At 38.8% G+C, this 22,351-nt stretch carries 21 protein-coding genes and 1 pseudogene; 9 read left to right on the forward strand and 13 right to left on the reverse strand.

What is annotated here, in order from left to right:
* Nucleotides 1-24 precede the first annotated feature (24 nt).
* Nucleotides 25-891, reverse strand: a complete 867-nt coding sequence (locus MKL36_RS11435) for a LysR family transcriptional regulator (RefSeq protein ID WP_021510133.1) — start codon at nucleotides 889-891, stop codon at nucleotides 25-27.
* A 108-nt stretch (nucleotides 892-999) separates the two neighbouring features.
* On the opposite strand from MKL36_RS11435, the gene MKL36_RS11440 reads away from it, so the two are divergent.
* On the forward strand, nucleotides 1,000-1,887 hold the full coding sequence (locus tag MKL36_RS11440) for a DMT family transporter (RefSeq protein WP_021510132.1): 888 nt from the start codon (nucleotides 1,000-1,002) through the stop codon (nucleotides 1,885-1,887).
* 159 nt (nucleotides 1,888-2,046) lie between these two features.
* On the opposite strand, the gene MKL36_RS11445 is transcribed toward MKL36_RS11440, so the two are convergent.
* Nucleotides 2,047-2,496, reverse strand: coding sequence for a hypothetical protein (locus MKL36_RS11445; protein ID WP_000739385.1), 450 nt, complete (start codon nucleotides 2,494-2,496; stop codon nucleotides 2,047-2,049).
* 292 nt (nucleotides 2,497-2,788) lie between these two features.
* Between MKL36_RS11445 and MKL36_RS11450 the strand changes: the two genes are divergently transcribed.
* Nucleotides 2,789-3,073, forward strand: coding sequence for a YciI family protein (locus MKL36_RS11450; RefSeq protein ID WP_021510131.1), 285 nt, complete (start codon nucleotides 2,789-2,791; stop codon nucleotides 3,071-3,073).
* Here the strand turns inward: MKL36_RS11450 and MKL36_RS19105 are convergent.
* The 6 genes and pseudogenes from MKL36_RS19105 to MKL36_RS11475 all read right to left on the reverse strand — a co-directional run.
* A pseudogene (locus MKL36_RS19105) lies at nucleotides 3,070-3,222 on the reverse strand (hypothetical protein); the annotation flags it as partial. The gene MKL36_RS11450 and the pseudogene MKL36_RS19105 sit on opposite strands and share 4 nt — an antisense overlap.
* 8 nt (nucleotides 3,223-3,230) lie before the next feature.
* Entirely contained in the window at nucleotides 3,231-3,704 is a 474-nt protein-coding gene (locus tag MKL36_RS11455) for a hypothetical protein (RefSeq protein WP_031222157.1), read from the reverse strand.
* A gap of 85 nt (nucleotides 3,705-3,789) precedes the next feature.
* The gene (gene glyS, locus MKL36_RS11460) at nucleotides 3,790-5,856 is read right to left on the reverse strand and encodes a glycine--tRNA ligase subunit beta (protein ID WP_021510129.1); all 2,067 of its coding nucleotides are present in this window, start codon (nucleotides 5,854-5,856) and stop codon (nucleotides 3,790-3,792) included.
* Nucleotides 5,853-6,326, reverse strand: coding sequence for a DUF6678 family protein (locus tag MKL36_RS11465; protein ID WP_000070074.1), 474 nt, complete (start codon nucleotides 6,324-6,326; stop codon nucleotides 5,853-5,855). Before MKL36_RS11465 ends, glyS begins: the two co-directional genes overlap by 4 nt.
* Nucleotides 6,327-6,337: 11 nt before the next feature.
* The gene (gene glyQ, locus MKL36_RS11470) at nucleotides 6,338-7,312 is read right to left on the reverse strand and encodes a glycine--tRNA ligase subunit alpha (protein WP_000085213.1); all 975 of its coding nucleotides are present in this window, start codon (nucleotides 7,310-7,312) and stop codon (nucleotides 6,338-6,340) included.
* A 94-nt stretch (nucleotides 7,313-7,406) separates the two neighbouring features.
* A complete protein-coding gene (locus tag MKL36_RS11475; protein ID WP_002010652.1) occupies nucleotides 7,407-7,829 on the reverse strand; it encodes a hypothetical protein in 423 nt (140 codons plus the stop codon).
* Between the two features lie 29 nt (nucleotides 7,830-7,858).
* On the opposite strand from MKL36_RS11475, the gene MKL36_RS11480 reads away from it, so the two are divergent.
* From MKL36_RS11480 to MKL36_RS11495, 4 genes are all read left to right on the forward strand, one after another.
* Complete coding sequence (locus tag MKL36_RS11480; RefSeq protein WP_000910993.1) at nucleotides 7,859-8,275, forward strand: lysozyme inhibitor LprI family protein; 417 nt, start codon at nucleotides 7,859-7,861, stop codon at nucleotides 8,273-8,275.
* Nucleotides 8,276-8,384: 109 nt separating this feature from the next.
* On the forward strand, nucleotides 8,385-9,647 hold the full coding sequence (locus MKL36_RS11485) for a putative DNA modification/repair radical SAM protein (protein WP_021510128.1): 1,263 nt from the start codon (nucleotides 8,385-8,387) through the stop codon (nucleotides 9,645-9,647).
* Nucleotides 9,648-9,649: 2 nt separating this feature from the next.
* Nucleotides 9,650-10,447, forward strand: a complete 798-nt coding sequence (locus tag MKL36_RS11490; RefSeq protein ID WP_021510127.1) for a TIGR03915 family putative DNA repair protein — start codon at nucleotides 9,650-9,652, stop codon at nucleotides 10,445-10,447.
* Nucleotides 10,448-10,579: 132 nt separating this feature from the next.
* Complete coding sequence (locus MKL36_RS11495) at nucleotides 10,580-11,680, forward strand: HPP family protein (RefSeq protein ID WP_000111467.1); 1,101 nt, start codon at nucleotides 10,580-10,582, stop codon at nucleotides 11,678-11,680.
* A gap of 69 nt (nucleotides 11,681-11,749) precedes the next feature.
* Here the strand turns inward: MKL36_RS11495 and MKL36_RS11500 are convergent, their stop codons facing one another.
* Nucleotides 11,750-12,004, reverse strand: a complete 255-nt coding sequence (locus tag MKL36_RS11500; RefSeq protein ID WP_000013717.1) for a PspC domain-containing protein — start codon at nucleotides 12,002-12,004, stop codon at nucleotides 11,750-11,752.
* 253 nt (nucleotides 12,005-12,257) lie between these two features.
* On the opposite strand from MKL36_RS11500, the gene MKL36_RS11505 reads away from it, so the two are divergent.
* Nucleotides 12,258-12,905, forward strand: a complete 648-nt coding sequence (locus tag MKL36_RS11505; RefSeq protein ID WP_031222150.1) for a hypothetical protein — start codon at nucleotides 12,258-12,260, stop codon at nucleotides 12,903-12,905.
* 97 nt (nucleotides 12,906-13,002) lie between these two features.
* Here the strand turns inward: MKL36_RS11505 and MKL36_RS11510 are convergent, their stop codons facing one another.
* Nucleotides 13,003-14,826: an acyl-CoA dehydrogenase C-terminal domain-containing protein gene (locus MKL36_RS11510; protein ID WP_001112081.1), complete on the reverse strand. Its 1,824-nt coding sequence runs from the start codon at nucleotides 14,824-14,826 to the stop codon at nucleotides 13,003-13,005.
* 257 nt (nucleotides 14,827-15,083) lie between these two features.
* Here MKL36_RS11510 and MKL36_RS11515 point away from each other — a divergent pair, with 257 nt between their 5' ends.
* Entirely contained in the window at nucleotides 15,084-17,387 is a 2,304-nt protein-coding gene (locus MKL36_RS11515; RefSeq protein WP_021510125.1) for a hypothetical protein, read from the forward strand.
* Between the two features lie 46 nt (nucleotides 17,388-17,433).
* Here MKL36_RS11515 and aroE read toward each other — a convergent pair whose 3' ends face one another.
* The 3 genes from aroE to ribA all read right to left on the reverse strand — a co-directional run bounded on the left by aroE (nucleotide 17,434) and on the right by ribA (nucleotide 20,076).
* Complete coding sequence (aroE, locus tag MKL36_RS11520; RefSeq protein WP_021510124.1) at nucleotides 17,434-18,222, reverse strand: shikimate dehydrogenase; 789 nt, start codon at nucleotides 18,220-18,222, stop codon at nucleotides 17,434-17,436.
* A 173-nt stretch (nucleotides 18,223-18,395) separates the two neighbouring features.
* The gene (gene hemF / locus MKL36_RS11525; RefSeq protein ID WP_001164616.1) at nucleotides 18,396-19,346 is read right to left on the reverse strand and encodes an oxygen-dependent coproporphyrinogen oxidase; all 951 of its coding nucleotides are present in this window, start codon (nucleotides 19,344-19,346) and stop codon (nucleotides 18,396-18,398) included.
* A 127-nt stretch (nucleotides 19,347-19,473) separates the two neighbouring features.
* Entirely contained in the window at nucleotides 19,474-20,076 is a 603-nt protein-coding gene (ribA, locus tag MKL36_RS11530) for a GTP cyclohydrolase II (RefSeq protein ID WP_001121174.1), read from the reverse strand.
* A gap of 303 nt (nucleotides 20,077-20,379) precedes the next feature.
* On the opposite strand from ribA, the gene dxs reads away from it, so the two are divergent.
* Nucleotides 20,380-22,284, forward strand: coding sequence for a 1-deoxy-D-xylulose-5-phosphate synthase (gene dxs / locus MKL36_RS11535; protein WP_000967377.1), 1,905 nt, complete (start codon nucleotides 20,380-20,382; stop codon nucleotides 22,282-22,284).
* Nucleotides 22,285-22,351: the final 67 nt, after the last annotated feature.

Genomic DNA, 22,351 nt, shown 5'->3' on the forward strand with positions numbered 1-22,351 from the left:
GAATAGCATCATTACCCAAATGCTTTATAAACAAAACTCAGACTTTATCAATTCTATAAACATGTCTCTCGCTTTATGGTTACTCACATATTTATGCCAGAAAAAATGATTTTGCATAAAGGCAAAGTATTCAAATTTATAACTTTGAATATGCGCTAAATTTTTATATTGTTCATAAATACTCTTAGGCACTAACGCCACGCCAGAACCCGCACTGACACACCCAATAATGGTGGCGTAACTGGTAATACTGGTGATAGGGAGAGATATATTCTTCTGTTTAAGCCATTCTTCAAGAGCTGCGCGGTAAGGACAGCCTTCAGTCCACATGAAAATTTCTTTACCAATCAAATCTTCTTGGCAACGAATTTCTCCCAAAGAATGAGATGCAATTAAGACCATGTCTTCTTGATAAATACTAAGTTTATTGAGCATAGGAAACTCAATATTGCCTGCAACAATTGCACCATCAAGTTTGTGCTGAGAAATATCGACTAGTAGCTGTTTCCATGTGCCAGTAATAATTTGAATAGAAACTTCTGGATAACGTTGATGATATTTTGCAAGTAAGTTGGGCAGGCGAGTTGTAGCAGAAGATTCAATAGCTCCAATTTTGAGCGGGCCAGAGGGCGGTGCATCTGGATGAATACTTCGTTTCGCTTCATCGCATAGCGCTAAAATTTTGTGGCAATAATCGAGAAAGATTTCTCCTGATGGGGTGAGTTTTAAGCTTTTTTCTTCACGATAAAACAGCGGTGCGCCTAGTTCTTCTTCAAGTTGCTTAATGCGTGTAGTGATATTGGAGGGTACGCAATGTAGTTGTAGTGATGCTTTAGCCATGGTTCCGCATTCAACCACGGTTTGAAACATTTTTAACTGGGTAATATCCATGTTTAATCATTCACTTTTAATGAATATTTGACTCAATATAAGTTAATTTTATTCAACTATCTATGCGCATATGATGAAAGAGTTCCATTTCATTAGTGCAGATTTAACATGGCAATTTCTCTTGCTGCCGAAACCCAGCCTCCAGCATTTAAGCTCTACTTATGTATTGCTGTAACCGTTTTTTGTTGGGGCTATTCGCCTATTGGTGTACATAGTGCTTTGCATTCATATACACCGCAGCACATTGCCTTGCTTCGCTTTTTGATTGCATCGGTTTTCTTGCTGCTTTTGGTCATTAAAAAAGGCATTCAGCCTTTAACGTGGAAAGATGCTCCTGCGCTAGGTGTATTAGGATTTTTCTCTGTAACGCTGCATCATTTGCTGATAAATACAGGGCAGCAATATGTAACTGCGGTCGCATCTAGTATTTTGAGTCAATCTATTCCGCTATTCACTTTTATTATTTCAGCTTTGGTTTTTAAAGAGCATATTCGGTTCAAACAGTGGTTGTGTATTTTGCTAGGGCTTTGTGGTGCCGTGTTAGTGGTCAGCGGAGATCATGGTTTTGGTATGCCGAGCCCTTATAGTTTGTTAATTGTTTTAGCTGCAATCGCCTGGGGGATTTATTTTAATTTATATAAAAAATTTGCCTTAAATTATGATGCCTTGAGCATGATGTGCTACATCATTTGGTTCGGGACCCTTCCTTTACTATTTTATAGTGCTCATTTACCTAGTGAAATTTTACATGCTACTTGGCAGGCCAATATGTCGGTTGTTTTATTAGGTATTTTTCCAAGTGCGATGGCTTATGTACTTTGGGGCTATGTACTTAAAAATATGCCGTTAACGATTGCATCAAATTTTTTGTATTGCTCGCCTATTGTCGCAATGAGTTTGGCCGTTGTTTTCTTAAATGAAAAACCATCAATGATGGTGCTGCTGGGAGGAGTAATTATTGTGGGAAGTTTGGTGTGGATGAATTGGAAAAGATAGTAATTTAATATTTTGTTATTGAGCGCTGATTTAAGATGAGAGTATTAATTTTAATAAAAAAATGATCATTTAAATCAGCAAATCTCGATAGTTGTATTTTATAGCCTAATTACTGCAGTGTAAAAAGTTAGATAGAACTCAAAAATAGCAGTAATGAAATCATTCTATTCTTTCTACTTTTTCAATATAGTCAGAAGAGTTATATGTAATTGCAATGACTACTTTCTCTCTGCCAATTACTGAGTCTGGGATTGATACAGTTTCGTCCACGGAATCGAGCGGTAATTTACTCGGCATTACACTATGTATTGACGACACGATTGTATTCGCTATTAAGCCATTATATAAAGCCACTCCATATGCTTTGGGTTTATTATTAATTTTATATGAAGTGATCGTATCTACTCTTTTATCACCAACGAGTCTACTTACTACAGGTGGATGGAATTTATTTAGAAATTCATTTCTAGACATTCCCACCACATTAATCTTTTCTATAGCAGGTGCATTTGTAGTGTTAGGTAAAGTGATCCGATGAGGATTTATCGAACAGCCCATTTGGCCAACTGATAAGATAGAAATAACAAGTAGTAGAATATTCTTCTTCATTTATTTATAACTCTAGATGATATTAATTGATAAACTCTGCAGACTTATAACGATTTTCTTAAAAAATATCAAATTATTATAATGACTTATGTGGGTAGAAGAATTGTATTAGGTAGTGTAATAAAAGAATAAAGAAACTCTAGTTATTATCTTATTGAGGGGTAATTATTATAAGAATTTTGGTATGGATGAATTGGAGGAATGAATAGGCGTACTATCGAATAATCTATAGATTATTAAACTATCTATAGATTAATGTTATGTCATGCGCTACTTGCTTTAAGAGAATGAGATGATTGTTGTTACCTTGACCTATAAAAAACCATTGACCGAAGTTGATGCTGTACTCAAAGAGCATATTGCGTTTTTAGAGCATTACTATGAGCAAAAGAAATTTCTGGCATCAGGGCGCCGGGAAAATAGAGTAGGTGGGGTAATTTTAGTTCTAAGCTCTTCGGTTCAAGAAGCTGAAGAAATCATGAAAAATGATCCGTTTTTTATTCATGATGTGGCTGATTATGATTTTATGTGGTTTGAGCCATCAAAAAGTTTAGAAGAAATTAAAGAATTTGTTTAACGTAAAAAATAAAGGGATCTATAAAAGATCCCTTTATTTAATAATGAGCTAATTAGCAACACACTTACATCAGCCACAGCAGTAAACAAGTTACGTAACTGAGCCAATAAATGTAAATGGTTTGCTTTTAGGTCAGTATCTTTACTTAAACCATTTTCTAAAGCTCTAGCAAAAAGATGAACAGCACAATAGTTCCAAAAATTCCGCTTAAGATCAGCCAGTCTTTTTTACGCATATCTGCAAGGCGAATCACCGAAAGATAAACACTGCTGAAAAAAACCAAAACAAAAACCAGCAAAACTAGTGGATTATTGAAGAAGAATTTGCTGATGCCAAATAGTACGAAAATAATGATACTAGAAACCCAATACAGCAGAGCCAAAATAAATTTGTTCACTGATAAATTATGAACAGAACGATCTAAACGAGGCAAAGTTATAGCTAGCATAATCAGCCCTGCGAAACCGCCTAGAATAGAGATAATCATAAAGAACAGGCCGCTCATATCTGGTTTGGTCTTTATATGAGGATATAGCTTCCATAGACCATAACCGAATGCCATCAAAAGGGTGTGGCAAAGAACAAGGTAAGCATCTATACGGTAAAACTTTTTAATTGAAGTGGTATTCATTATGATAACTGCTGATTTATTCTTAATATTAAAAAACCCCACTAATTTATAGAGGGGTTCTCATTAATTTACAACCAATTAAGGCTTAGCCTTGCAACACACTCACATCAGCCACAGCAGTAAACAAGTTACGTAACTGAGCCAATAAACGTAAACGATTTGCTTTCAGGTCAGCATCATCTGCCATGACCATTACACCATCAAAGAATGCATCAATCGGCGCGCGAAGTGCTGCAAGCTTAGAAAGAGCAGCAGTGTAGTCTTTTGCTGCAAGTAATGGTTCAACTACAGGTGTAACTGCTTGAAGCTCAGCGAATAATGCTTTTTCAGCATCTTCAACCAAGTTTGCTTCGACTACAGAACCTTCTGGTGCTGCTTCTTTCGCAAGAATGTTAGCAACACGTTTGTTTGCAGCAGCAAGCGCAGCAGCTTCAGGTAATGTGCGGAAGTGGTTAACAGCATTTACTCGCTTGTCAAAATCAAGTGGAGATTTTGGTGCAAGTGCTTGAACTGCTTGAAGGACGTCAACAGCAACGCCTTGGTCTTCATACTTAGCACGGTAACGGCCCTCCAAGAACGCAACAGCATCAGCACGAGTTTTGTCGTGGTCTTTAACGATATCGCCATAACCTTGAAGTGCAAGATTTACTAACTCTTCAATTGTTACGTCTAATTCATTTTCAATGATTAAACGTAAGATACCAATTGCTGAACGACGAAGAGCAAATGGGTCTTTAGAACCTGTAGGCGCTTGTCCAATACCGAAAATACCAACAAGCGTATCTAAACGGTCAGCAAGGGCAATGGTTGTACCTGTTTTGGTTTTAGGTAAAACATCACCCGCAAATTTTGGTAAGTATTGCTCACCTAAAGCTTCTGAAACTTCAGTGTTTTCACCTTCAATACGTGCGTAGTAAGTACCCGCAATACCTTGAAGTTCGGGGAACTCACCAACAAGCTCAGAGGTTAAGTCGCATTTAGCAAGTAATGCAGCTTTTTCAGCATCAGCTGGGTTTGCACCAGTGATTGAAGATAATGCAACTGCAAGTTTTGCAATACGTGTTGATTTGTCCCAAAGCGTACCAAGCTGTGCTTGGAATACCATGTTTGCTAATTTTTCTTTACGAGATGCAAGCGGTTGCTTTTGATCTTGTAAGAAGAAGAATTCAGCATCAGACAAACGAGGGCGAACAACTTTTTCGTTACCTTCAATAATTTGAGTCGGGTCTTTAGACTCAATGTTTGAAACAGTAATGAAGTAAGGCTGTAATTTACCTTCCGCATTGATCAAACAGAAATATTTCTGGTTGTCTTGCATTGTCGTAATAAGAGCTTCTTGAGGAACAGCTAAGTAGCGTTCTTCAAAAGTTGCACGTAAAGCCACAGGCCATTCAACCAGACTTGTTACTTCATCAAGTAAGTCAGCTGGAACAATCGCAGTTGCATTCACTTCATCAGCTAACTTTTTCACTTGTTCTTGAATGGTTGCCTGACGCTTTTCAAAGTTCGCTACAACATATGCTTTTTCTAACGCAGCTAAATAGTCATTTGCATGCGCTAAGGTCACAGCTTCAGGTGCATGGAAACGGTGACCATAAGTCACATTACCAGCTTTGTGATCTTGAATAGTCGCCTCAATAACTTGGTCATCTTTGAGTAAGACAACCCATTTCACTGGACGTACAAATTCGGTACGGCTTGCAGCAGAACGCATGCGCTTAGCAATTGGTAAATTATCTAACGCAGTTTGTAAAATCTGTGGAAGTAAAGCATCAAGGCTTTGACCTTTCACATCTTTTAAATAGCAAACTTTTTCAACTTTACCTGCTTGGAAAGTGGAAAGCTGATCAACTGTAATACCTTGACCACGCATAAAGCCTTCGAGTGCTTTAGTCGGTTTGCCTTCTGCATCGTAAGCTGCTTGAACAGCAGGGCCGTCAAAACGTTTTTGTGTATCGGCTTGAGCAGCATCGATATCAACAATTTTAAGCGCTAAACGACGTGGAGCTGCATAAGCTTCAATTGATGCAAAGTTTAAGCCCGCATCTTTTAAGCCTTTTACCGTTTCTGCCTGTAAAGCATCGCGTAAAGTTTTTAGACTTTTGGGTGGAAGTTCTTCACACCCCAATTCAAATAAAACAGTATGTGTCATTTCCATGTATCCGAAAAAATTTTATGTGGCTTAAAGTTGGCTTGGGGTGGAAAATCCGTTTCATCTTTAGGTAAATAACCCCAAATCCGAATAACGTCCTCACGTTGTTCAAATTCCAAGCCAATTTTGACCAGTAATTCTTTAAATCGATCAGAATGGTCGATAATTTTCTGATGTCCCCATGGTTTTTCAACCACTTCTTCTAGTGTTCCAATATCTAGCCATAACACGCCTGCAAATGGGCGAGGAATATGACCAAACCATTCAACATCCCAATTACTGATAAAATGATTCGGCATCCAGCAGTAACGATAGCTTGGACTTTTATCGTCATTTTGCATAAATGTTATCAATTCTGACCACTTAGTATTATTAGCAGCACCAACCCATTGCTGTTTCGCAATTGCTTGGTCAATACTTTTTTGCTCAGCATCAATGCCATAATGAACAATAGAATGTGGATTAGACATCAGGTAGTACCTTAATCTTTTACCTTTGCTGCTTCACTTTCAGCTTGTGCTTTTAACTGTGCCAATACTTCATCACGTAGGTGTGGTTCTGCCATTGGGAAGCCAAGCTCTGCACGTGCTTGTACATAACTTTGTGCAATAGCGCGCGCCAAAGTACGTACACGTAAAATGTAGCGTTGACGCTCAGTTACAGAAATTGCGCCACGTGCATCAAGCAAGTTAAAGGTATGAGACGCTTTAACGACTTGTTCATAAGCTGGAAGTGGAAGTTTAGCTTCCATTAAACGGTTAGCTTCTGACTCGTAGAAATCAAATAGTTCAAATAGTTTGTCAACTGGAGCGTATTCAAAGTTATAAGTCGATTGCTCAACTTCATTTTGATGGAAAACGTCACCGTAAGTTACAGTACCAAATTGGCCTTTGGTCCAAACAAGGTCATAAACCGAGTCAACGCCTTGAAGGTACATTGCAAGACGTTCTAAACCGTAAGTGATTTCGCCTGTTACTGGGTAACATTCAACACCACCAACTTGTTGGAAGTAAGTGAACTGAGTTACTTCCATACCGTTAAGCCAAACTTCCCAACCTAAGCCCCAAGCCCCAAGAGTTGGAGATTCCCAGTTGTCTTCTACGAAACGGATATCGTGAGTAAGCGTATCAATCCCGATTGCTTTTAAAGAATCAAGATAAAGCTGTTGAATGTTGTCTGGGTTTGGCTTAAGTACCACTTGGAACTGGTAGTAGTGTTGCAAACGGTTCGGGTTTTCACCGTAGCGGCCATCTTTTGGACGACGTGAAGGTTGAACGTATGCCGCGTTCCAAGTCTCTGGCCCTAAAGCACGTAAGAATGTTGCGGTGTGGAATGTTCCAGCGCCCATTTCCATGTCGTAAGGTTGTAGTACGACGCAGCCTTGTTCGGCCCAATAGTTTTGTAGGGCAAGAATTAAGCCCTGAAATGTATCAATGTGCGAGATGGCGCGACTCATGTAGCATCCACGAATTTATGAGAAAAATTGCCCCTAAGTATAAGGATTTTGTAGGGGAGTGGCAAAGGCTTAATCAAGGGAATACATGATTCGGTCATTTGTTTTTCTGGCTTAGCCACTTTAAGCCTAACCAATAGCAAAAGCCTGTAAATAAGATCATCAGATAGAAACTGTAGATCTTATAAATATGCCACCAAGGGGAAGGGAATGATCCGACAAAAATCAAACGTGTAATAGGGCCAATCAAAATCCAGATCGCAGTTGCGCTGATGAAAATACTCATCAGATTTAAACGATTTTTACGGGCGAGAAAATAGGAAATGATATATGCAAAAGGAATAACCAGAAGGCCATAAAAAAGTAAATAAAATAAGAAGTGGGCTAGAAAAATAACTCCAATCGAATAAAGGTTGAACTCAGCATTTAATATTATTACCCCTAAGGCAGATAAACTCAGCAATGGGATGGGTGCAAGCGCAAGTGCGTGAATAATCATTTTTTTGTTATATTGAAGCATATTAAAAATTATAGAACTGAGAAGAAGTTATGTTGAAATTTTGCTGCAAACTTATTGTTTTATCCAGTCTTTTCTGTAGTCCATGGCTTTACGCGCAAACAGAAACTGATGAGCAAGATGAATACAACCAATGTGTAGACCAGACCATTAAAGAAATGAAGCTTGAAAGTATTAACAACATGGTTGTGCATAGCTGTTCTGAACAAGCTAAAAAGACTTATGAAGAAAAAATTGTTGCTCTAATTGATCAAATTCGTACACAAAGCGAAGAATACAAACAACCAGAGCGTTACCAAGATATTCTAAAATCTCAACGACTTTGGAAAGCTTATGTAGATCAGGAATGTAATAATGCAGGTTCATACATTGGTTCACCGATGTATTCATATTGCCCAATGCAAGAGTATGAAAAGCGTGTAAAGCAGCTTGAAGAATACGTTAATTAAGCTTGTTCATTTTAAACGTCATCTCATGACGCCGAGCGTATTTCACTGGATTAAATTTAAGAATGCGAAATGATATTTTTTAAACGATGTCATAAATGAGTCGTTTGATATGTCTGATCGCATTCGGGAAAAACTACAAATTCTTGCTGATGCTGCTAAATATGATGTGTCTTGTTCATCAAGTGGCAGTGATCGTAAAAACAAAAATAAAGGTCTGGGGGATGCCAGTCATTCGGGTATTTGCCATAGCTATACCGAAGATGGCCGCTGTGTATCTCTCTTAAAAATTCTATTTAGCAATGTTTGTATTTTTGACTGCGCCTATTGCGTTTCACGCCGTTCTAATGACGTCCAGCGTGCGGCATTTACGGTGCAAGAGGTTGTAGACTTAACCATTAATTTTTATCGCCGTAATTATATTGAAGGTTTATTTTTAAGCTCAGGCATTTTTAAATCGGCAGATCACACGATGGAGCGTATGCTTCAAGTCGTAAAGAAGTTGCGTCTTGAAGAAAACTTTAATGGTTATATTCACCTAAAAACAATTCCGGGTGCATCGCCTGAACTGATCCATGAAGCAGGTTTATATGCTGACCGGATGAGTATTAATTTAGAGATGCCGACTGAGATTGGGTTAAAAACTTTTGCGCCAGAAAAATCACATCAGGAAGTACAAAAAGATTTAGGTTTAGTTCGTGACAGACTCATTCAACTTAAAGATGAGCGACAAATTATTAAGCACGTGCCGAAATATGTACCAGCAGGGCAGACTACGCAAATGGTTGTTGGCGCTCATCAAGAGTCAGACCAAGATGTTTTGTTTATGGCTGACAAACACTATAAAGAATTTAAACTCAAACGTGTCTATTTTTCGGGTTATATCCCAATTAATACTGAAAATAATTACTTGCCCGCAGTTGGCTCTGCACCGCCATTATTGAGGGAAAACCGACTCTATCAAAGTGACTGGCTGATGCGTTTTTACGGTTTTAAAGTCAATGAAATCGTCAATGAAAAACACCCTAATTTAGACCTTGATGTAGACCCAAAATTAAGCTGGGCCTTAAGGCATCCCGAACAGTTTCCGGTAGATTTAAACCGTGCAGATTATCAAATGATTTTGCGTGTACCGGGCATTGGTGTGAAATCAGCCAAGAAAATTGTGCAGGCTCGCCGTTTTGGAAAAATCCATATCGATTTACTTAAAAAACTCGGTGTGGCCTACCAACGAGCAAAATTCTTTATTCGCTGTGAAGACAGTCCAAAATTCCAAAAAGAATTGTCTTCAAGTTTTATTCGGCAGCAAATTTTAACGCAAGGCTCATCGAAATATGTACAGCAACTCTCGCCACAATTAAGCCTTGGGTTTTAGTCATGTTTAATGATGAAGTCGCTTACTATTTTGATGGTTCAATGGTTGGGCTGCTGAGCTGTGTGTTTCGTGCATTTCAATTTAAAGAATTACAGGTCAGGCTCTGTTTGAATGATGCAGCTCAACATGGCTTATTTGCCGATAAAATTGAGGTTGCAAATAATGAGCAACATGCAGAACGTGTTTGGTCAGCGCTACAAAAAAAGCTTTCATCCTCTTCATTAAAACAATTCTATTTTGCTTATTTATCTGAATCTTTAGACGCCTATCAACATTTATTTAATTACTGTATCTATATGTTTAGTAGTCATTCTTCTGTAGAAAAAGATTATTCAAATCCAAGTGTCTTAGCGATTGCACAGTGGACGAAAAAGGTCGGACGAGAGAAGCATCGAATGGAGGCTTTTATTCGATTTAAGAAAACCAAAGATGAGCTTTTTTTAAGTCTGGTTCGTCCTGATTTTAATGTTTTACCACTCATTCAGCCGCATTTTAAACGGCGTTATCAAGATCAACGTTGGCTCATTTATGATGAGCAACGTAAGTTTGGAATTTATTATGATTTACGGGAAATACATGAAGTTTCACTCGAAGCTTCTGAAGTTGACCGTAATTTAAAAAATGGAATGAGCCAAAGTTTTCAGCTTGAGCTTGATGAGCAAGAAGTTTTATATGATCAGCTTTGGAAGGATTATTTTAAAAGCGTTAATATTACGGAACGCCAAAATATTAAGCTTCATGTGCAATATTTGCCAAAAAGATACTGGCGCTATTTAAATGAAAAGTTAATTGAATATTAAAACATTAAAATAGTAAGAGCACATTCAACAGGTTTTCTGATAATTGAAAGATATAATTTAAATGCACTTTATGTGGCTTTGGGCGTATACTTTTGCCCGTTATAAATAACGGCATATCCCCTAAGGTGTACTGTGAGTGTTATACAGCCAGAATGGTTACAGATTTTAAAACCGAATTTTAAGGTTTTACCCCTAAAAGAAAGGTTGCTTTGTGGCGTTGGAGCGCTATGTGGTTTAGCAATTTCCTCGTTAATTAGCTGGTATGTTTTAGGCGGAATTAATGCTTGGTACATTGCACCAATGGGGGCCTCATCTGTTCTCTTATTTGCTGTACCTACCAGTCCATTGGCTCAGCCTTGGAATGTTATTGTCGGTAATACATTAGCCGGAATTATTGGGGTCGCCTGTGCACAGTGGATTCCGGATTTAACCACGGCTTTTAGCGTGGCTGTGGGTTTGGCCATATTTTTGATGATGACTACCGACTCCTTGCATCCACCTAGTGGAGCAGTTGCGATTACGGCTGTGTTGGGCGGCGCTGCCATTCATAAATTAGGCTTTTATTTCGTTTTTTATCCGGTTCTGCTCAACTCATTACTTCTACTCGGTTTTGCTGTATTTTTTAATCGATTGATTGGGCGACATTATCCGGTTACTGCACATTTAAATGAGCGTAGTAAAGATCCAACGCCCACTCAAAAAGTATCAATTCAGCCAAAAGATATTGAGTATGCATTAGAACATCATACTGAACTGTTAGATATCAGCCAGTACGACTTAGAAAAAATCATTTTAGAAGCGCAAGAACATGCCAATGAACGTATGGTGAACCAATATACCTGTCAGGATATTATGAGCCGTGATGTGATTAAATTGCATGAAAATGATGATATTCATCAGGCATTAGATAAATTTAAACAAGAAAATCTCATGAGTTTGCCTGTAGTTAATGCAGACAACCATTTAGTGGGTACTTTGGCGCTATATGAAGTTGTGGAATGGTTTAAAGGGGCAACAGATCCAAGAAACTCATGGCAGCATTATGTAAGACAAATTATGAGTCGTCGAGTAGTCACTGTACTGCCAACTCAGCCGATTCAAGACCTTGTACCTTACTTTGTTGAGAAGTCTTTTAACTATATTCCAGTGGTTGAGGAACGAAAACTGATTGGAATCATTAGCCGTGCAGATATGATTGCGGCTTTACAACAGCAGTTAAATCGTAAATTGTAATTTTAAACATAAAAAAAGCTACGGTTGATTAGGGGATGCAACCGTAGCGACCAAAATAAACTAAGTTATTTAATGTATTTGTTCTTCTCGTACAGTGCGAACAGGTTGTTGATAACCTTGCACTTGTTCTGGCTGTTTTTTAGGAATTACCAACCATAAAACTAAGTACACTAAAATCCCTGGAAAAGCCGCGCTCATTATCGAAACTAACACGAAAATAATGCGTAATAAATTTGCATTCCAACCAAATCGTTCAGCAATACCGCCCATTACACCGGCGATCATGCTTTGTCGGTTCGAGCGATATAAACCAGAATTGGCCATCTAAGTCTCCTCAAATATATAAGTTACAAGGAATCATTTATTCACTTGGTTAATAAGAATATGGAGCCAATCCGAATGAATTAAAGGTTCACAAAACTAAAAATGGTTAAAATATGTAAATGGTTTAAATCAATGAAAGCAACATCTACTAAAATGCACTGTTTCGGGGCTGAAAGTGTTTGTAGCAGCGATGATATCGTTCCTGAACAATAAGGTTGAACTGTAGCATTGCTGTTGTATGTGAATGATGTATATGTCTTTGAAGTCGTCTGGTCTTTTAATGAAACATTTGGGTGTGGCAGCCATCTTGTGTATGGGGTTAAGTGCCTGCGATGTAAATCATGCCGACTCTAAAGATCACTCTGCGGTAGCAACGACTTCTAGACATGAAGATAGTTTGATTAAAAGCACCACGAAGGTTAAAACTTTAGATGATGCAGCGGGGCGAACTTTCTTGCCTGAGGGCGTCCCAGATCAAACCTCAAAATTATCCGAAGCAGACCAACAATATGCAGGCCGTTATCATACTCGTATTTCATGTGAAGATAATTTTGCCGATTGTGAAACAGGCGAGGCAGAATATATTTTAAATTTATTACCTGATGGAACTGCGTATTGGAATGTTGTTCATTTTGGTCGTGTTGGTAGTAAAGATGGCTCAAAAAGTGCAGTCATCAATCAATTATGTCCTTCCTTGAAATGGAAGGTCGAACCTGCCGCTCATGAGTTAACGATTCAATGTCCTTTATCAGATGTTAACTTCTATTTTGATATTGATACAAAACAAAGATTAGTCGTAAATTTAGAAAAATTATTTTATAGCGATTTTGGTAAAAACCGTGAGTTTTTGGAACAAAATTATTTTGTTCCTACAAAAGCTTATGTACTTGATAAAGAGTAAAGCCAATTGTACTTGATAAAGAGTAAAGCCAATTTTAGCAAAATAAAAAAGAGCGCAATATCAATTGCGCTCTTTTGATTTTACAGTCTATACATCATTAGTAGTCGAAACTAAAGTGTTCCGCTGGTAATGAAGTCAGCGTACGAGAAGTCGTTACCATTGATTCTGCATGACCTTGAGCACGTGGTAATAAACGGTCAAAGTAGAAATCTGCAACTTTAATTTTTGCTTTATAGAACTCAGGAGTTTCTTGGCCATTACCTGCTTCTAATTTTTCAGAAGCGACAACTGCTTGTTGTGCCCAGAAATAAGCCATCATCACATAGCCTGAGAACATCAAGAAATCTACAGAAGCAGAAGATACGATGTCACGGTCTTTACGTGCAGCAAGCATGATACGAACAGTTAAAGTGTTCCACTGAGCACAAAGCTTTGTTAAGTCCCAAGCAAAACGACGTAAGTATTTATTACGAGCATGTGCAGCACAGAACTTTAAGATTTCAGCAGTGTATTCACGAACTACTTTACCTTTTGAGCTTAACAACACTTTACGACCAATCAAATCAAGTGCCTGAACACCAGTTGTTCCTTCATACAAAGTAGAAATACGGGCATCACGTACGATTTGCTCCATACCCCATTCTTTGATGTAACCATGGCCGCCGTACACTTGCATACCGTGGTTAGCAGCTTCTAGGCCAAGCTCGGTCAAGAAACCTTTTAAAATTGGTGTATAGAAACCAAGTTTATCGTCATAATCTTCAAATGCAGCTTGGTCACCGCGTGTCAAAGCATCTGTCATTTTGTCAGCAAGCTGTGCTGCGTAGTAGATCATTGAACGACCACCTTCAGCGATTGCTTTTTGAGTTAATAACATGCGGCGTACGTCTGCATGGTGAATGATTGCATCAGCAACTTTATCTGGATCTTTTTTACCTGAAAGGGCACGCATAGACATACGTTCTTTGGCATATGGTAGAGCGCCTTGGAAAGATAACTCTGCATGGGCAATACCTTGAACCGCAGTACCGATACGTGCTGTGTTCATAAAGGTAAACATGGCATGTAGGCCTTTGTTTACTTCACCAATGAGGTAACCTGTTGCATTATCAAAGTTAAGTACAGCAGTTGCAGAAGCACGGATACCCATTTTGTGTTCGATTGAACCACAGCTTACAGTATTACGTTCACCTACGCCGCCCTCCGCAGTTGGGATAAATTTAGGGACGATAAATAATGAAATACCACGAGTACCTGCTGGTGCATCTGGAAGACGTGCAAGCACAATATGAATAATGTTTTCTGTTAAATCATGCTCACCGGCAGAAATAAAGATTTTTGTACCAGAAATCTTATAAGTGCCGTCAGCTTGTGGTTCAGCTTTGGTTTTTACCTGACCTAAGTCTGTACCACATTGAGGTTCGGTTAAGCACATTGTGCCGCTCCATGTACCTTCAACAAGTTTCGGCATATACGTTTGTTTTTGCTCATCTGTACCGAATTGCAAAATAGTATTCATACAGCCTGAGCTTAAACCTGGATACATGGTAAATGACCAGTTCGCAGTACCCATCATCTCTGATTTAATCAGGTTTAAAGACATTGGTAGGCCTTGACCACCAAATTCTTCAGGATAAGAAAGACCTTGCCAGCCACCCATTACAAACTGGTCATAAGCTTCTTTAAAACCTTTTGGCGTTTTAACTTCGCCGTTGTCAAAATGGCAACCTTCTTCATCGCCAGATTGGTTAAGTGGAGACAGTACGTTTTCACAATAATCTGCTGCACCTTCAAGAATCATATCTACTGTATCAGGATCTGCACTTTCACCATTTGATAAAGTTTTGTAGTGAGCAGGATAGTCTAGTACTTCATTCATTAAGAAGCGGATATCGTGTAGCGGAGCTTTATATGCTGGCATGGCTTTAATCCTAATTTTGAATCATTGTGGGATTATCTGAATCGATGATTTGATTATTCACTCGCATGATAAAAATACAATGTTAATCGCACCCGAAAGGAATGTCAGAAAAGCGAATTTTGTCGAAAATAAATACACCTGAAATTATAATTTCTGCTAAAGTCGGGACTTATACTTTTATGTGAAAAAACAACTAATTTTTTTATTTTTAGCAAGTTTTGTTAAAAAGATAAAGCGATAAGGTTTTAAAAAAGGTTATGCATTTAAAATATCTCAGTTTATGTTTATTTAGTTTGGGCTTGACGGCATGTGCACAACACGGCGTGCGTCCACAGGTGGCATCTGCGAGTTTAGAGCAAAAAGCCATTCAAAGTGTTAATGCGATGTATGAATACCCAAGTTATGATTATCGCGGAAACTTTAAAATTACCGTTGATCCTTCACAAATAAAGCAAAATGTAAAAGCTGAGAATACTGCTAAGCTAGATGCTGAATTACAAAAGAAAATTGATCAATATTTACGTGAACAAAAAGTTGCCTTAAGTAAAGCACAGAAACAAACCTTATATGCGGCGATTGCAAACGAACAAGGTGATTTGGGACTGACTTCCTCAGCACCTTCTGAAAAAATTAATACCGTATTATTTAATTTGTTAAATGATCTTCAGTTTAGTTATGACGGCTCGATACATTATCGTCAAAAAATGGGTTCATTTAATTTAACTGCTAGATATGAAAAACCGACACTTTTAGTTCAGGCAAAATTGCCAATGGTGCTTGATCTTGAGAATTATAAGTTTTACATAAATTATTTTGGTTTGATGCCATATTTGGTCAATAAAGATAACCAAAATAATTTAGCTTATGTTGATTTCTCAAAATATAAAGCCTTCTTTAAAAATGTCGATAAGAAGAAATTTATTGAATACCTTAAAGCTTCAAGTGCTGTTTCATATCGATTAGCTGAACCGCAAAACTTACAACGTGTATCGTTGACTGAGGCTGATCGTAAAGCAGGGGCGGTTGAAAGAATTCGTTTAAAGACGACGGTTGAGCAACTACTTTTAGAAGTAGATTTGTTTGGGCAAGTTAATGAAAAATATCTTCAAAAAAGTGTTTTAGGTCTTGATGAGGAAAAACTTGCTGAAACGCTTGCCGCAGAGATTGCTGCTTCTGATGCGAAAAAAGGCACTGCAGGTAAAGAAGAACAAAAGATTTCTTCTGATGACGCCGCTGCTGTTAGCCAACAGTTGTACTCACTTGTTAATGCTCATTTAGGCAATACCACTACTTCTGAAGATGAGGAAATAGAGTCTGCTTCTAGTGAAGAGGCGAGTGATGTAGCTGTAGCAGAGACTGAACAAACTTCAGAAAATGAAGAAGTAGTTGCACTGACGGAAGATCAATGTATTGAATTAAAATCACTTAAAAACCCGGTCGCTTTAGGGGATATTAATTATTGCCAAATCTACGGTATTGATGTCCTGGATCAGAGCGATACAAGTATTCAAAAAGCGCAAATCAAGTCTCGTCAGGACGCTTTAAAGCAAACTTTTGAAGCTTATAACCAAAACCAGTTTATTAATGATGAAGCCTTCAAGGCTCTTTGGTTAAAACATAAGGATGAAATTGAACAAGCTTTACCGAAGCAAAGAAACCCAATCACAATTGATGTGGCTTTAGATGACGAAGGCCGTGCAGTCAATATGGATTACGATGTTGATTATACGCCAGCTGAGTTTAAGCACCGCTTCAATATTAAAGCAGATATGCAAATTCTGAATTATGGGAAAGCGACTTCAATTGATCAGCAGCAGCTTAAACAAGCTAAATCTGTGGCTGAAGCAAGTAAAGGTTCTATGCTGGAAAACTTTATTAAAGGTTTTAGTGAAAAGCTTGGGCAAAGTGATGTTTCAGAGCACCCTGTGGGCACACATAGTGATGTACAAGATTTAGATGCAAATCTGGCTGTACTTGCAGATAAAACCTATGATGCAACGCATGCTTATGACAAAACTTATAAAGCAGTATTTATTGCCAAATTGACTGCCGAAAAACCGTCATATATTAAGTATTACTCAGTTCAACAACTCCAAGAAATTGCTGAGGTTTATGCTTACTGGTTCTCTGATGAAGATACATATAATCCTCAAGGAAAAGCCTTAGAGCGTATTACCGCTTTACAGAAAAAACATCATCTTGAACAAGATGATCAGTTTGACCACGAGTTAGGACGTGCTGTAGATCATATTGTATTAACGACTATACAAGGTAAAACAGGGCGTGAAGCTTGGCAAAAGCTACAGAAGCAATATAAACAGCCAGCCCAACTTTTCTCAAAACAGTATCAGTTAGAGTTTGAAAAACAAAATAGTGTTTCTGCTGAAGAAAAGCATCTGTTATCAGAAACGGCTGATATTTTAGGGAATGTTTATGTGGCTGCTCGTAAAAAACAGCTTTCGGAAAAAACAATTCAGAACTTAAAACCTGAACATAATGAATTTATCGATTATGAAATTTTCCGTGAGGTTTATAAGCAAATGGTTGCCGCTAGAAAATAATAAGTAAGATAAAAAAGAACCTACATATGTAGGTTCTTTTTTTGGTTTATAGAAAATCTTTTAATTGTGGTCGTACATTATTCCAGATAGAGAAGGCTTCTATAGCTTGGCCTACTAACATGCCAAAACCTTCCGCATAAGGCACATTACGCTGTTTCGCTTGATCAAGGAAACTAGAAGGTTTGCCATAAGCCATTTCATAGGCATATTTAAATTTTAATTTTTCAGGTAGTTGTAAAGCATCGCCTGAAAGACTTGCCGAAGTTGCATTAATCACAATATCAAAATCGCCTTCTAAATCATTTAGGGAAATTGCTTGTAATTGGGCTTGTGGAACTGCTGTTTTTAAGTCATCTACAAGTTGTTCTGCACGAGCTAAAGTTCGGTTTGCAATGACGATTTTTTTAGCACCAGCCTGTACAAGGGGATAAATAACACCACGCGTTGCGCCGCCAGCTCCTAAAATTAAAATAGTTGTATTTTCAAGATTCCATTCTAAAGCTTGAATTGCGGCAACTAAGCCTTGGCCGTCGGTATTGTCACCATGCAATTTGCCATTTTCCATCCATAACGTATTTACAGCTTTAGCAATTTGAGCACGCTCGGTTAACACATCACATAAAGCAAAAGCTTGCTCTTTAAAAGGAACAGTAACGTTCATACCACTGCCGTCTTCTGCAAAGAAACTTCGCATGCTCGATTCAAAACCGTCAAGAGGAGCAAGCCGTTTTTGATAGTTTAGATCAACACCTGTTTTTTCAGCGAAAGCATGATGCAATTCAGGAGAGCGTGATTGTTCGATCGGATTGCCAATTACTGCAAACTGTTTGGTCATTGTTGTATCCAAAATTTTAAAATGGCATGAAGCAGATAGGGCCTGCACTGAATATTTAGCAGGCCTCACTATAAGTCAAAATAGCACAAGAAAAAATATTTGAATGAAGGCAAATGGAAATCAAAAAAGGAGATTCTTTAGGGTGGAAGCCAAAGAATCCCCAAAACAAAAAATTAGGCGACTTTTTCTTCTAAACCTAACCAATCACGAGGTTTTAAATAGTAGTCAGTTAAACGCTTCTCTGGAGAGTCTTCATCCCATTCAGGGCGATAAGACCATGCAGCTAGATTAGGTAAGCTAACTAAAATCGACTCAATACGGCCACCTGTTTGTAATCCAAACAACGTACCGCGGTCATACACCAAGTTATATTCGACATATCTGCCACGGCGATAAAGCTGAAATTCGCGTTGAGCTTCGGTATAAGGCTGTTCGCGGTGTTTTTCGAAAATTGGCAAGATCGCATTTAAATAGCCATTACCTACGGCTTGAATATATTTAAAGCAGGTTTCGAAATCCCAGCAATTTAAATCATCAAAGAATAAACCGCCCACACCACGTTGTTCATCGCGATGCTTTAAATAGAAATAGTCATCGCACCATTTTTTATGTTCAGCATAAACATTGTCACCAAAAGGCTTACACAGGTCATAAGCGGCTTGGTGCCAATTTAAAACATCTTGATCATCTGGATAAAATGGCGTTAAGTCAAAACCTCCACCAAACCACCAAATCGGATCTTGACCTTCACGCTCTGCAACGAATAAGCGGACATTCGCATGCGAGGTTGGAATATTCGGGTTTTTAGGGTGAATGACTAAAGACACACCTAGCGCTTGAGCTTTTGCCCCTGCAATTTGAGGGTGACGTTCTGTTGCAGAAGCAGGCAGTTTACTAATGTTAATATGTGAAAACATCACGCCGCCTTTTTCAATCACTGTACCATTTTGCAGTACACGTGAACGGCCACCACCGCCTTCAGGGCGCTCCCAATCATCAATGATAAATTCTGCTGTCCCACCACCAGCTTTTTCTTGTTGTTCTAAACCGGCACAAATACGGGCTTGTAAATCGAGGAGAAATTCGCGGACACGTTGAATATCTGTTGAAGTCGGATGTTGCATAATGACCCTCAAAGATGATCGAAATAGATTAGATACATCAAAACATAAATCCATAAAAAAAGTAAGGGATTTTTTCTAATTCCTGAAAAAATCCCTTAAATATAATTTTTAAATTTTGGACTCGAAATCAAAAATCATCTTTTTGGTAAAGGTGATCCATTCTTTCACGTTTGGTTTTTAAATATTGTTCATTAAAAGGGTTACGGCCGACAGTTAAAGGTACACGGTCTACGACATTAATACCTTGATCTTTGAGTGCCTGAATTTTCAAAGGATTATTGGTAATTAATTTAACTTCTTTCACTTTTAAGTGGTCGAGCATAATACTGCACATATCGTAACGACGTGCATCGGCGGGTAAATTCAGTAGTAAATTGGCATCTACTGTATCGTGCCCCTGATCTTGCAGGGCATAAGCACGAATTTTATTGGTTAAACCAATACCGCGTCCTTCTTGGCGTAAGTATAAAATTACACCTTGTCCTGCTTCATTGATGAGTTTCTGAGTGGCTTGTAGTTGTGGGCCACAGTCACATTTCAATGATGCAAATGCATCACCCGTTAAGCATTCAGAATGTACGCGGACTAAAACAGGACCCGTTGGCGGATTTTCTAACCCTTTGGAAAGTGCCACATGTTCTTCACCTGTTACGGGATCTTGAAACACAGAAATATTGAATTCACCAAAAGCGGTTGGGAGTTTTGATGTTGCAATGAACTCTATAGGCACAGATTAACTCATCTTTTAACCGAAAACGGTTTAAAGTATAGCGTAATGCTGGGAGATTGGTCGAATTGTCATAATCATTTTGCACACTAAGGTTTTCTTTTTTGTATAAAGAAGACGATAATAGTTGATAAATAGTCAGATTATTCAGGATAATCTGCCAACCATACCCATACTGTATGAGAGACTGCTTTGCATGATCTCGTTCGCAAATGTGGCTGATTGAAGGTGACTTCATTCGATTGTATGATCGACCCATTTTGACCCAGCTTAGGATTTGCCAGGCTTATAAAGGCTTTGCCACATATGTTGTATACCGAAATTCCAACTCAACGCCCTGTTACGCCATTGTTAGATGCGATTGATCATCCTCAACAATTACGTCAGCTCGAGCATAGCCAATTACTACAAGTGGCTGATGAGTTGCGTCAATATATTTTATATGCAGCAGGCCAGAGTGGTGGCCATTTCGGTGCTAACCTCGGCGTGGTTGAGCTGACGGTAGCGCTGCATTATTGCTTTAATACACCAAATGACCGTTTAGTTTGGGATGTGGGACACCAAGCATACCCACATAAAATCCTGACTGGACGCCGTGAACAAATTACGACCATTCGCGCTAAAAATGGATTGGCTGCTTTCCCTGCCAGAGAAGAGTCTGTTTTTGATACCTTTGGGGTAGGGCATTCTTCAACTGCTATTTCAGCTGGTTTGGGTATGTCTTTGGCACGTCGCTATCAGAAAGACCCATGTGAAGTCGTTTGTATTGTGGGTGATGGTGCAATGACTGCGGGCATGGCATTTGAAGCAATGAATGATGCTGTTGCTCATGATGCAGATTTAATTGTTGTACTCAATGACAACGATATGTCGATTTCTTGCAGTACAGGTGGCTTTGCCAAACATTTAGCTGCAATTTGGGAAAAAGGTCATTTAGTTAATGTCAATGAACATGGTGAAGCTTATATCCAGCCACACCCAAAATGGACATATAACTCTCGATTACACCAATCGGCAACCGACGCGGCAGATAATTTATTTAAAGCAATTGGTTTTGATTATTTCGGGCCTTTTGATGGACACGATGTCACTCAGTTGGTTCAGGTGTTCAACGCGCTCAAAAAACGCAAAGGTCCACGTTTAGTTCACGTTTATACCAAGAAAGGTAAAGGCTTTGCTCCTGCTGAAGCAGACCCGATTACTTACCATGCGATTGGCAAAATTAATGCTGCTTCGGGCGGGAAAACACCACCAAAATACTCTGATGTGTTTGGTGAGTGGTTGTGTGATGAAGCTGCACAAGATGAGCGCTTGCTTGCAATCACGCCTGCAATGTGTGAAGGCTCGGGCATGGTCAAATTTGCGAAGCAATTTCCGCAGCGTTTCTTCGATGTCGCGATTGCAGAGCAGCATGCTGTAACACTTGCGGCAGGAATGGCATGCGAAGGGCTAAAACCTGTTGTCGCCATTTATTCAACATTCCTGCAGCGTGGTTACGATCAGCTTATTCATGATGTCGCATTGCAAAATCTTGACGTGACTTTTGGTATTGACCGTGCAGGCTTGGTTGGTGAAGATGGTCCAACGCATGCAGGTGCATATGACTATGCTTATATGCGTACTGTGCCTAATATGGTGATCATGGCACCGAAAGATGAAAATGAATGCCGTCAAATGCTTCATACGGCTTATGCCTATAATGGCCCGGCTGCGGTACGCTATCCGCGTGGTGCAGGTGTGGGCGTCGAAATCCAAAAAGAGATGACTGTTCTTGAATTGGGTAAAGCTGAAATTGTTGCAGAAATTAAAGCAAATAGTGATGAGCAGATTACGGTTTTAGCATTTGGTAGTCGTGTCATGGTTGCTCTGGAAGCAGCTGAGCAATTTGCGCAAAAACATGAAGTCAGTGTGTGTGTTGTAAATATGCGCTTCGTAAAACCGCTTGATGAACAAATGATTCGAGACTTGGCTGAGCATACTCATTTATTCGTGACAGTTGAAGAACACGCGATTATGGGTGGTGCGGGTAGTGCAGTGAATGAGTTTATGGCTCAAGAACAAATTGTTAAACCTATCATTAATTTAGGTCTACCTGACTCGTTCTTGCATCAGGCGACACATAATCAAATGCTACAAGATTGTGGTTTAGATGCTAAGGGTATTTTGAACTCGATTGAGCGAGCATGGCTTAAGGTAAATCAGGTGGTTTAATACCTCAATAAAATTTTTCGAAACATTTTTTCCCAAAAAGCGTATTCATTTGCTAAAATGGATACGC

This window comes from Acinetobacter sp. AOR12_HL (genome assembly GCF_027855275.1).
GTDB lineage: Bacteria > Pseudomonadota > Gammaproteobacteria > Pseudomonadales > Moraxellaceae > Acinetobacter > Acinetobacter baumannii.

Excerpts from the sequence above, each read along its gene's own strand:
- MKL36_RS11435 (WP_021510133.1), bottom strand. The coding sequence starts at position 891 with ATGGATATTACCCAGTTAAAAATGTTTCAAACCGTGGTTGAATGCGGA.
- MKL36_RS11440 (WP_021510132.1), top strand. The coding sequence starts at position 1,000 with ATGGCAATTTCTCTTGCTGCCGAAACCCAGCCTCCAGCATTTAAGCTC.
- MKL36_RS11445 (WP_000739385.1), bottom strand. The coding sequence starts at position 2,496 with ATGAAGAAGAATATTCTACTACTTGTTATTTCTATCTTATCAGTTGGC.
- MKL36_RS11450 (WP_021510131.1), top strand. The coding sequence starts at position 2,789 with ATGATTGTTGTTACCTTGACCTATAAAAAACCATTGACCGAAGTTGAT.
- MKL36_RS11455 (WP_031222157.1), bottom strand. The coding sequence starts at position 3,704 with ATGAATACCACTTCAATTAAAAAGTTTTACCGTATAGATGCTTACCTT.
- glyS (WP_021510129.1), bottom strand. The coding sequence starts at position 5,856 with ATGACACATACTGTTTTATTTGAATTGGGGTGTGAAGAACTTCCACCC.
- MKL36_RS11465 (WP_000070074.1), bottom strand. The coding sequence starts at position 6,326 with ATGTCTAATCCACATTCTATTGTTCATTATGGCATTGATGCTGAGCAA.
- glyQ (WP_000085213.1), bottom strand. The coding sequence starts at position 7,312 with ATGAGTCGCGCCATCTCGCACATTGATACATTTCAGGGCTTAATTCTT.
- MKL36_RS11475 (WP_002010652.1), bottom strand. The coding sequence starts at position 7,829 with ATGCTTCAATATAACAAAAAAATGATTATTCACGCACTTGCGCTTGCA.
- MKL36_RS11480 (WP_000910993.1), top strand. The coding sequence starts at position 7,859 with ATGTTGAAATTTTGCTGCAAACTTATTGTTTTATCCAGTCTTTTCTGT.
- MKL36_RS11485 (WP_021510128.1), top strand. The coding sequence starts at position 8,385 with ATGTCTGATCGCATTCGGGAAAAACTACAAATTCTTGCTGATGCTGCT.
- MKL36_RS11490 (WP_021510127.1), top strand. The coding sequence starts at position 9,650 with ATGTTTAATGATGAAGTCGCTTACTATTTTGATGGTTCAATGGTTGGG.
- MKL36_RS11500 (WP_000013717.1), bottom strand. The coding sequence starts at position 12,004 with ATGGCCAATTCTGGTTTATATCGCTCGAACCGACAAAGCATGATCGCC.
- MKL36_RS11505 (WP_031222150.1), top strand. The coding sequence starts at position 12,258 with ATGTCTTTGAAGTCGTCTGGTCTTTTAATGAAACATTTGGGTGTGGCA.
- MKL36_RS11510 (WP_001112081.1), bottom strand. The coding sequence starts at position 14,826 with ATGCCAGCATATAAAGCTCCGCTACACGATATCCGCTTCTTAATGAAT.
- MKL36_RS11515 (WP_021510125.1), top strand. The coding sequence starts at position 15,084 with ATGCATTTAAAATATCTCAGTTTATGTTTATTTAGTTTGGGCTTGACG.
- aroE (WP_021510124.1), bottom strand. The coding sequence starts at position 18,222 with ATGACCAAACAGTTTGCAGTAATTGGCAATCCGATCGAACAATCACGC.
- hemF (WP_001164616.1), bottom strand. The coding sequence starts at position 19,346 with ATGCAACATCCGACTTCAACAGATATTCAACGTGTCCGCGAATTTCTC.
- dxs (WP_000967377.1), top strand. The coding sequence starts at position 20,380 with ATGTTGTATACCGAAATTCCAACTCAACGCCCTGTTACGCCATTGTTA.